This window comes from Neisseria sp. N95_16 (assembly GCF_002551535.2).
Lineage (GTDB): Bacteria > Pseudomonadota > Gammaproteobacteria > Burkholderiales > Neisseriaceae > Neisseria > Neisseria brasiliensis.
In genome coordinates, this window is record NZ_PDBT02000088.1 from 1 (window position 1) to 7,914 (window position 7,914).

A 7,914-nucleotide genomic window follows, 5' to 3' on the forward strand; every position below is an offset into this window, starting at 1 on the left:
ACGGAGTTTAGGTTTAACCACCGGCATGAAGATTTAGGTAAAATATTAATGAAGATGCTTCGAAATAACCCAATTTAATATTTTTGCTTCCTAAGCCCCTTCATTATTATTTCTTCAGTGGTTATTCATTCAGACGGCATTTTAACACGAAGCCTAAAGAAAAGGCCGTCTGAAACAATTTCAGACGGCCTGTATATTCATTGGATTACTCGTCGACTTTGGTTTCCAAGCCGCCGATCGGACCGGAATCCGGCACAATCTCTTCTTCATCCAATTTGCGCGCTTCGATTTCTTCGTCAGACAACGGCTCTTCGGCATAACGCACAACGCTGTCCACCGAATCTTCAATCACCAATTCACGCTCCAGCGCTTCCATTTCGGCAGCAGAAGAGACGTCGAAAGTGCTGTCTTGGTTGTTTGGGGTATTCGTGCTCATGGTTTTCTCCTTATTTGAATGAACATATTTTTTACAACGTGTCTTCATCGTAACAGAAAAACCGTTACCAGCCGTCTGAAAATGTATTTTTTGGTAAATATAAAGGCCGTCTGAAAATTTACTTTCAGACGGCCTATCACTCAAATTTCACTTCCCCCAACGGTCAGCCCCGCATCAATACGTAAGGTCGGTTGCCCTACGCCGACGGGTACGCTTTGGCCGTCTTTGCCGCATACGCCCACGCCGCTGTCGAGCGCGGTGTCGTTGCCAGCCATGGAAACGTGTTTCAACACTTCCGCGCCGCTGCCGATGATGGTCGCGCCTTTGACCGGATATTGCAGTTTGCCATTTTCAATCCACCATGCTTCTGAAGCGGAAAACACGAATTTGCCGCTGGTGATGTCGACTTGGCCACCGCCGAAGTTGACGGCGTAAATGCCTTTATCCACCGAAGCGATGATTTCTTGCGGGTCGTAGGCGCCGTTTTCCATAAAAGTGTTGGTCATGCGCGGCATAGGGGCGGAGGCGTAGCTTTCGCGGCGGCCGTTGCCGGTCACCGGTACGCCCATCAGGCGCGCGTTGGTTTCGTCTTGCATGTAGCCGACCAAAATGCCGTCTTCAATCAACACGGTGCGGCGGGTTTCGTTGCCTTCGTCGTCGATATTGAGCGAGCCGCGGCGGTCGGCGATGTCGCCCTGATCGACCACAGTCACGCCTTTGGCAGCCACTTGGTCGCCGATGCGGCCGGTAAACACGCTGGTTTTTTTGCGGTTGAAGTCGCCTTCCAAACCATGCCCCACGGCTTCATGCAGCAATACGCCCGGCCAGCCGTTGCCCAAGACCACGGTCATCTCACCGGCAGGCGCAGGGCGCGATTCGAGATTGGTTAGGGCTTGCTTCACGGCGGAATCGACAAATTTCTGTACCAATTGTTCGTCAAAATAAGCCAAATCATAACGGCCGCCACCGCCCGAACTGCCCTGCTCGCGGCGGTCGCCCTGTTTGGCAATCACGCTCACATTCAGCCGCACCATCGGGCGGATATCGGCGGCGTATTTGCCATCCAAACGTGCGAGGTAAATCATGTCATGTTCGCAGGTCAAACCGGCCATTACTTGTACAATACGCGGGTCGGCGGCTTTGGCCAAGGCCTCGACTTTGTTTAACAAGGCAACTTTGGCAGCAGAATCCAAGCTGGCAATCGGGTCAATCACGGCATGCACCGGTTTGCCGTACACCGCGCTAGGTACTTGAATGCTTTGTTCGCGCCCCGCCGTGCCAATCACGCGCACGGCTTGAGCGGAGCGGTTAATCGAATCAATGTTGAGGCTGTCGGCATAGGCAAAAGCGGTTTTGTCGCCCGATACGGCACGCACGCCGACGCCTTGGTCAATCTGAAAACTGCCCGATTTCACCATGCCTTCTTCCAAATGCCAGCTTTCATAGGCCGTGCGCTGGCAGTAGATATCGGCATAATCGACATGATGCGCGCCAATCAGGCTCAGGCTTTTGGCCAATAATTCCGGTGAGAGTTGATTGGCTTCGAGCAAATCGCGTTGTACTTGAGAATAGGTTTGCTGCATTGTTTTCAGACGGCCTTTTCAAAAAAGTGTAATCAAAAGAGTGGTGTGGAATTATACGGTATTTGTACAGGCTTGGGCATGTTGATTGCTTGCTGCTATGCCGGTTTTTGTGTTTGCATATCCGAGAGAGCAAATTTTATTTTTATCAAATTCAATTATTTATCAAAAAATTTCCCGATAAATTCACTTTGTTATTGATAATAGTTATTATTAGCGTATAATGAATTCACTCGGCAGCGTCCTGCACCGAGCCATTAAACAACAGAATGACCCCTTTTTAATTTTTCCTTAAACTTTGCTTCGTCGGCCAATCTCCCTATTGCCCGACATCTTCATCGGAGTGTGCGTATACGACATATTGACTGTTCCCTTTATCAGATACTCAAAACCGAAAAACAGCAAACCCGTTGTCTCGACAACGGGTTTGCTGTTTGATAAATGTCTGAAATAAAAAGGCTGAGACCTTTGCAAAACCCTAGATTTGAGTACAGTTCAAAGTTGTAGTAGCGCAGAAAGCGAAGACATATCATCAAGATAGGCAAGCTTTCGAGCAGCGCACAACGAAGAAATGTGCCAAAGATAGGGATTTTGCAAAGGTCTCAGGCCGTCTGAAAACATACATTTTTCAGACGGCCTCGAATATCATGATTAACGACAAGCACGCACATTCAAATTACCGTAGCGCCCCACCACATTGCGGATATCTTGCGCATCACGTTCGCCAACAGCCATAAAGGTCACGGTCATGCGCGAGACGCTCAAAGTGCCATCGGGTGCGCTGCTTTTTTCCTCCTGCTCCAAAATACGCGCGCCACCGAAACCGGCACCGGCCAAGCGTGAAATCAGGATTTGCGCCGAAGAGCGGCTGCGGGTCACGCCCATGCTGATTTCGCCGTTGTACACCACGCCGGTGAAGCCTTTGCTGTTTAAGTTTTCCAACTGCGCCATGGCATCGCCGTCAGACGGCAACAACACGCGGAAGGTTTTGTTCACTGCATTTTCGCCTTTTTTAGCCGAACGTTTTTCCACGCTGCGGCTGGCGGCATGCGGCCAACGGGTCAGCAGGCCTTTGATGCGGTGGTAATCGTCTTCATCCATAGAAACACTGGCGGTGGCAACACATTGACGCGGTGCGTTATCGCCTTGCTCAATATTGGCCTGAGTTCCCGTCTGCAAATCCATACCTTTTTGCTGCGCTTCTTTTTCTCGCTTGGCCTTTTCTTCGCGCGCTTTTTTCTCTTTAGCCAGCTTTTCTTCACGCTCTTTTTGTTTGCGTGCGGCGATGGCTTCTTCCGATTCAGGTTCCGGAATGTCGGCGTTGTTTTCCGGCACGTTAATCCACTCCGGTGCGCTGTTTTCAGACGGCGCAGCAGATTGCGGCTCCAAAGAAGCCGGACGTGCCAATTCATGTGTTCCGCCTTCCAGCGGCGCATTGGCTGCTTCAGGCTGCTTTTCTGTCATGCGGTGCGCCACCATTCCCCCGAATACGATGATATTAAGTGCAACCAACACGGCGAATAACCATTTCATTTTTGTTCTATCCAGTTGAGTAAGCCGTAAATGACGAGATTATCTACAATTTTGACTGTGTTGTCCAAAACAAATGCTTCCGGCAGGGCCTGCACCACTTTGGCTGCCCCGCCACCGGTGATGATGACGTCAACCTGCTTTTCCGTGCCGACTTTTTGTTTCAGACGGCCATGCATCATCATCAACGCACCACATACCGCGTCCATCATGCCGCTGGCCAAAGCATTCGACGTGGTCGTCGGGAACGGATATACCTTGCCGATGGGTCGATTCAGGTTGGCGGTTTTCAGTGCCATCGCTTCTTTCATCAGATGAAAACCGGGCATAATCGTGCCACCGAGATAGTGGTTATCATCGGTCAGCGCATCGGTGGTCACTGCGGTACCGCAACTCACCACCACGCAGGCATTTTGGCTGAAGCGGCGGCTGCCCAAGGCGTTGAACCAACGGTCGGAACCATGTTCCGCCGGATTGCGGTAATGATTGCGTACGCCCAAACCTTGCACCATCGACGGCAACCATTCGACCGGCTGGGACAATTGTTCCGCCACCAAGGCTTTTTTGGTTTCGCCACACACGGCGCAGCCAACTACTTTCACCAGGCCGTCTGAACGCTCGCGCCATTCTTCACCCAGGCGGCTTAAATCGCGGTAAGGTGCTCGACTCACTTCGCTGAATGCACCGTTCTCTACCCATGCCCATTTCAGCTGACTGTTGCCGCCGTCAAGCAGCAAATAGCGCTCGTTGCGCACAATGATTTGCGGTATGGGATTATCGTTTGGGCGCAAACTGATTTCGCCGCTGACGATGGTTTTCTCGCCTGCGGCAGTCGCCAAACGCAACGCGCCCTGCTCATTCACGCCTGATACCGTACCCTCATGAAGCACCACACCGTCTTGCAACAACATCACCGGACGGTTGTGGTCGCGGTTGGCAGCCTGATATTCGCCCAACATCGCACCAAAACCGCTTTTAGCAAAGGCTTCAAACGCGCTGTTTAACTCAGCCAGCAATGCGCTCATTAATTGGTTTACGGTTGCGCCACGTTGTGAGGCCGTCTGAAACAAAGCCTGTACCGAAGCGGCGTTTTCCACTTCTTTGGGCAACACAAAATTCACACCGATGCCAACCACCGCCACCGTTTGGCCGCCGTTGCGTACAGTTTCAATCAAAATGCCGCCGAGCTTATCGCGCCCAACCACCAAATCATTCGGCCATTTGATTTGCGTATTCAAACCCAGTTTCGCCAACGCACGATTACAGGCCAAGGCTGCAACCAAAGCCAACGCGCTTAATTCGTGCTGCGGTTTATCAAATGTCCAGCCGAAGCTGAACATCAGGCATTCGCCTAAGCGGTGCTGCCAACTGCGCCCCTGCCGTCCGCGCCCTTTGCTTTGAAAATGCGCCACACACAAGGCTTTGTGCGCTTTTTGCGCCGATTCGCGCGCCAAAGCCAAGATTTCATCATTGCTGGAAACGCATTCATTTTTCAAGGCCGTCTGAAAACCATACATTTGCGCCAAACGCTGCAAAGCTTGGGATTCAAACACCGCCAAGCGCCGCACCAGCCGCCATTGCCCATCGTGTTGACGCAACAAACCGCGGATATGAGGCGGCATTTGCTGCCAGAATCCGTTGAGTTGCTGTGGCTTCACACCGGCCAAACGGCTCAGTTGCGACACATGATGCGGCAGGCCGTCTGAAAGTGCCGCCAATACCTGCCAATGCTGAGGCTTCATACTGCTCATTTATCGGCCGCCTCTGCGGCGCGGATTTTCGCCAGTGTTTGCGTGGTGGACGTTTGGTGTAAAAACGGAATCGAATACACCTTGCCGCCGCGCGCCAAGGTTTCTTGCGAACCGACAATTTTATCGACTGTCCAGTCGCCACCTTTGACCAAAATATCCGGTTTGACCAACTCAATCAAAGCCGCTGGTGTGTCATCATCAAACCACGTCACCACGTCCACGCTGGCCAGCGCTGCCACCACCGCCGCACGGTTTTCTAAAGGATTAATCGGGCGGTCATCCCCCTTGCCTTGACGGCGAACGGAATCATCGGTATTCAAGGCCAAAATCATCGCCGCACCGGTCGCGCGTGCCTGCGCCAAATAGGTGACATGGCCGCGATGCAGAATATCAAAACAGCCGTTGGTAAACACCAGCGGGCGCGGCAATGCAGCCAAACGTTCAGCAAGCGCTTCGGGCGGACAGATTTTTTGTTCAAAATCGGGTAAAGGCCATTCGGACATAATGCTTTCCATTGTTTCATTCAGATTAAAGCTATGATACCGAAGCCCCGTCAAAAGGCAAAGCAAAAGGCCGTCTGAACAGATTTCAGACGGCCTTTTGCGTGTAATTTTGTGAATTTAATGTGACAAATAGCATTACCAGCGCCCTTATGTACCAACGTACACGGCGGTTGCTGTCGCCTTGTCTTATTTCCATTTTAAACGGCTATAAAAAAACCTGCTTATTAAAAGCAGGTTTTTTTTATTTTGGTCGGGGCGGTGGGATTCGAACTCACGACCCTCTGCTCCCAAAGCAGATGCGCTAACCAGGCTGCGCTACGCCCCGATATAGATGGGGTGGCTAATGGGGCTCGAACCCACGACAACCGGAATCACAATCCGGGGCTCTACCAACTGAGCTATAGCCACCGTAAACTTTTTGGCACGCCCGACAGGAATCGAACCTGTAACCCCCGACTTAGAAGGTCGGTGCTCTATCCGGTTGAGCTACGGGCGCTCATGCCGTTACGTGCTGAAAACTGGTGTGGTCGGGGCGGTGGGATTCGAACTCACGACCCTCTGCTCCCAAAGCAGATGCGCTAACCAGGCTGCGCTACGCCCCGACTTGAAGAACTGAACTATACTGATTTTCGAAATCACGTCAACCTTTACGGTTAACATTTTTTTAAAATTGCATTTATCTGATTATTTTTATTCAGAATTTAATTCATACCTACCTTATTTATTCCCTATCAATATTCAGGCCGTCTGAAAAATAATCTCGACAAAGCTAACGATAAATAATGCAAAAGAAGGCTTAAAAATGAGATAATTACCCGATTTTCCATTTTTACCCCTTCCCTGACAACTAGAGAGTGAACATGACTGCTCAATTAATCAACGGTAAAGAAGTCTCCCAACAACGCTTGGCGGCAGTCGCCCAAGCAGTCGAACAACGCACAGCAGCCGGCTTGCGCACGCCTTGTTTGGCCGTGGTTTTGGTTGGCGACGATCCTGCCAGCGCGGTTTACGTGCGCAATAAAAAAACCGCCTGCCAAAAATCAGGCATTGCGTCTTTGTCTTACGAATTACCTGCCGAAACCACGCAAGACGAATTACTGAAGTTGGTGGACGAATTGAACGCCAATCCTGAAGTGGACGGCATTTTGGTGCAACTGCCTTTGCCGAAACACATCGACAGCCAAGCCGTATTGGAGCGCATTTTGCCACATAAAGACGTGGACGGCTTCCACCCTTACAACGTTGGTCGTTTGGTTGTCAAAATGCCACTGATGCGCCCATGCACACCTAAAGGCGTGATGACACTTCTCGAAGCCTACGGCGTTGACCCTAAAGGCAAAAAAGCCGTAATTGTAGGCGCGTCCAATATTGTTGGCCGCCCGCAAGCATTAGAATTACTGCTCTCACGTGCCACCGTCACCATCTGCCACAGCGCCACAGAAAACTTGGCGGAAGAAGTGGCTCAAGCCGATATTTTGGTGGTTGGCGTCGGCATCCCGAATTTTGTTAAAGGCAAATGGGTGAAACCAGGTGCCGTAGTCATCGATGTCGGCATCAACCGCTTGGAAAACGGCAGCTTGTGCGGCGATGTGGAATTTGATGTCGCCAAAGAACGCGCGGCCATGATTACCCCGGTTCCCGGCGGTGTCGGCCCAATGACCATTGCCACGCTTTTGGAAAACACTTTACACGCCGCTCAATTGCATGATTAAAGGTTAAAACTCCAAGTTTTTAATAAACGGTTTCATACTAAAAGGCCGTCTGAAAGATTTTTAGCAAACTGAACTGCACCCCAAAAGTTGGACACTTTCCCCCCAACTTTAAAAAGGTGCAGTTTTCTTATGTCCAAATATACACTAGACTTCAAATACCGAGCCGTACTCCATTACCATCAAGTGCACAGCCAACAGCGCACCGCAGACCATTTCAACGTCTCACGCACACATCTGCGCCGTTGGATTGCCGCCTACTGCCAAGGCGGTATAACCGCACTTCAACACCCACAGGCTACGCTTATGAAGACTATGCAGACCAAACGCAAGAATCCCTTTATCGTCGACAAACCCGACCATGAAAAAACTCAGGCAGAGCTGATTGAAGAGTTACGCTACATG

At 51.0% G+C, this 7,914-nt stretch carries 7 protein-coding genes, 4 tRNA genes and 2 pseudogenes; 3 read left to right on the top strand and 10 right to left on the bottom strand.

All coding sequences use genetic code 11. The annotated features are described in order from the left end of the window. Positions 1 to 78, top strand: a pseudogene (locus tag CRG49_RS11365) (IS1595 family transposase); the annotation flags it as partial. A 127-nt stretch (positions 79 to 205) separates the two neighbouring features. On the opposite strand, the gene CRG49_RS11370 reads toward CRG49_RS11365, so the two are convergent. The 10 genes and pseudogenes from CRG49_RS11370 to CRG49_RS11410 form a co-directional block, all read right to left on the bottom strand. Next, positions 206 to 436: a hypothetical protein gene (locus CRG49_RS11370; RefSeq protein WP_095502060.1), complete on the bottom strand. Its 231-nt coding sequence runs from the start codon at positions 434 to 436 to the stop codon at positions 206 to 208. A 140-nt stretch (positions 437 to 576) separates the two neighbouring features. After that, a complete protein-coding gene (tldD, locus tag CRG49_RS11375; RefSeq protein WP_095502061.1) occupies positions 577 to 2,019 on the bottom strand; it encodes a metalloprotease TldD in 1,443 nt (480 codons plus the stop codon). Between the two features lie 495 nt (positions 2,020 to 2,514). Then, a pseudogene (locus tag CRG49_RS14025) lies at positions 2,515 to 2,637 on the bottom strand (signal peptidase); the annotation flags it as partial. A gap of 30 nt (positions 2,638 to 2,667) precedes the next feature. Further along, positions 2,668 to 3,549: a cell division protein gene (locus CRG49_RS11380; protein ID WP_095502062.1), complete on the bottom strand. Its 882-nt coding sequence runs from the start codon at positions 3,547 to 3,549 to the stop codon at positions 2,668 to 2,670. Further along, on the bottom strand, positions 3,546 to 5,297 hold the full coding sequence (locus CRG49_RS11385; RefSeq protein WP_095502063.1) for a bifunctional biotin--[acetyl-CoA-carboxylase] ligase/type III pantothenate kinase: 1,752 nt from the start codon (positions 5,295 to 5,297) through the stop codon (positions 3,546 to 3,548). Before CRG49_RS11385 ends, CRG49_RS11380 begins: the two co-directional genes overlap by 4 nt. After that, entirely contained in the window at positions 5,294 to 5,800 is a 507-nt protein-coding gene (rfaE2, locus tag CRG49_RS11390; protein WP_095502064.1) for a D-glycero-beta-D-manno-heptose 1-phosphate adenylyltransferase, read from the bottom strand. Before rfaE2 ends, CRG49_RS11385 begins: the two co-directional genes overlap by 4 nt. A 247-nt stretch (positions 5,801 to 6,047) precedes the next feature. Further along, positions 6,048 to 6,125: transfer RNA gene (locus CRG49_RS11395), tRNA-Pro, on the bottom strand. Between the two features lie 7 nt (positions 6,126 to 6,132). Then, a tRNA-His gene (locus tag CRG49_RS11400) sits at positions 6,133 to 6,208 on the bottom strand. Between the two features lie 11 nt (positions 6,209 to 6,219). Continuing rightward, a tRNA-Arg gene (locus CRG49_RS11405) sits at positions 6,220 to 6,296 on the bottom strand. 28 nt (positions 6,297 to 6,324) lie between these two features. After that, a tRNA-Pro gene (locus tag CRG49_RS11410) sits at positions 6,325 to 6,402 on the bottom strand. A gap of 258 nt (positions 6,403 to 6,660) precedes the next feature. On the opposite strand from CRG49_RS11410, the gene folD reads away from it, so the two are divergent. Both folD and CRG49_RS11420 read left to right on the top strand, forming a co-directional pair. After that, positions 6,661 to 7,512 carry a bifunctional methylenetetrahydrofolate dehydrogenase/methenyltetrahydrofolate cyclohydrolase FolD gene (gene folD / locus CRG49_RS11415; protein ID WP_095502065.1) on the top strand — a complete coding sequence of 284 codons (852 nt, stop codon included), beginning with the start codon at positions 6,661 to 6,663 and terminating at the stop codon, positions 7,510 to 7,512. Positions 7,513 to 7,641: 129 nt separating this feature from the next. After that, positions 7,642 to 7,914 (top strand): helix-turn-helix domain-containing protein (locus CRG49_RS11420; RefSeq protein WP_097784577.1); only part of this gene is annotated, 273 nt, incomplete at its 3' end.